The following is a 1,853-nucleotide window of genomic DNA, read 5'->3' as shown; positions in this document are numbered from 1 at the left end:
GTGTGTGCCAGGCATGGCAACTATCTAGGTGGTGAAAGTCCACTGTGGGGGTACACATCGACCAACCACTAAGGAAGCGCAAGGTACTTATCGTGAGGTAAGGGCTGGAGGAAGCGTGGAATAAAATCTTGGCTCGACGAACAGAAATCTGATACTAAGGCTCTATAAAGGGATAAGGCTCCACGACAAGTCAAAGTCCAAAAGATGTGCGTAGCTTTGTAGGGTAAATCAGGCGAGTAAAAGAGGAAAGATAGTTGTCTTACCCTGGGAGGTCTTGCGGATGTACCAAAAGTACAGTCGAAAAAGGTTAGTCGCAAGAAGTCAGCAGATGCCATAGTAATGACCTTTGGTCATGAAGGGCAGAACAATTTATAGTGTTTCAACACCACAAATGCGTAAGTGACGGACTCCGAATGTGTTAATGGTGAAAGTATGAGCGTATCTCAAATGATAACCAAAATGGAGATATTACTTACTACGTGAGAGGAAAGGAGAAACGAGTGTGCAACTATTAGAAAAGATTCTAAGCAATCGAAATATGAATGAAGCCTATCTACGTGTCTTTAGAAATAAAGGTGCAAGTGGTGTCGATGGAATAACGGTCGATGAACTTAAACAATATCTGAAAGAGAACAAGGATGAGCTATGTCAGCGCATCAGAACTAGAAAATACCAACCACAAGCTGCCTTAAGAGTGGAGATTCCAAAAGAAAATGGTAAGATGCGCAAACTGGGAATACCAACAGTAGTGGATAGGGTCGTTCAACAGGCAATTCATCAAGTACTCAGTCCGATATTCGAAAAAGAGTTTAGTGAATTCAGTTACGGTTTCAGACCAAATAGAAGTTGTGAGATGGCAATTATAAAAAGCCTCGAATTTCTGAATGATGGATACAATTGGATAGTGGACATTGACCTTGAAAGATTTTTCGACACAGTCAACCATGATAAACTAATGCGAATTATATCCAATACAATCGATGATGGAGATGTCATTTCTTTAATAAGAAAATACTTGGTCAGTGGGGTTATGGTAAAGGGTAAATATGAAGAAACACCGGTTGGAACTCCGCAAGGAGGAAACCTCAGCCCACTGTTAAGTAACATAATGTTGAATGAACTGGATAAGGAACTAGAAAGTAGAGGTCTTCAATTCGTAAGATATGCGGATGACGCTCTTATCTTCGTGAAGAGCGAGAAATCTGCAAATAGAGTTATGGAATCAGTCGTGAAGTTTATAGAAAAGAAATTAGGATTGATAGTCAATGCAGAAAAGAGTAAAATCGCTCGTCCAAAAGATTTGAAATTCTTGGGGTTTGGTTATTACTACGATTCAAAAGACAAGAAGTATCAAGTTCGACCACATCCAATGTCAGTACAGAAATTTAAAAGGAAACTTCGGCAATTAACAAAGCGAAACTGGAGCATATCGTTAGACTACAGAATAATGAAACTAAAACAAGTAATATTCGGTTGGGTAAATTACTTTAGAACTGCAAAAATGAAAACGGCTATGCGAGAAACTGATATGAAACTACGCTCAAGAATAAGGGTAATTATTTGGAAGCAATGGAAGGTACCGAGAAAGCAGATTAGGTCTCTAATCCAATTAGGGATACCCGAAGAAGAAGCCAAAGGCTTAACATACTGTAGGAAAGGTTATCGATTTATCGGATTATCGAAAGTTGTTCATAGAGCTATCTCTAATAAAAGACTAGAACAGAGGGGAATACCCTCTGCTCTTGAACGTTACTTAAAAGTACACACTGTAATATAAATTGAAACGCCGTATACGAGATCCGTACGTACGGTGTTGTGAGAGGGGCGAGAACTTATTCTCCCTCTACTCGATT

Annotated in this window: 1 protein-coding gene; it reads left to right on the top strand. The window is 39.5% G+C overall.

Annotated features, from left to right (window positions below):
• Positions 1-502: 502 nt before the first annotated feature.
• Positions 503-1,777 carry a group II intron reverse transcriptase/maturase gene (gene ltrA, locus BJ095_RS18785; RefSeq protein WP_110561309.1) on the top strand — a complete coding sequence of 425 codons (1,275 nt, stop codon included), beginning with the start codon at positions 503-505 and terminating at the stop codon, positions 1,775-1,777.
• The last annotated feature ends 76 nt before the right edge of the window (positions 1,778-1,853 follow it).

Origin of the sequence: Ureibacillus chungkukjangi (assembly GCF_003217295.1) — a bacterium.
GTDB lineage: Bacteria > Bacillota > Bacilli > Bacillales_A > Planococcaceae > Ureibacillus > Ureibacillus chungkukjangi.
The sequence above is the reverse complement of the archived record's forward strand: the minus strand, read 5'-3'. Positions and strand labels throughout refer to the sequence as shown.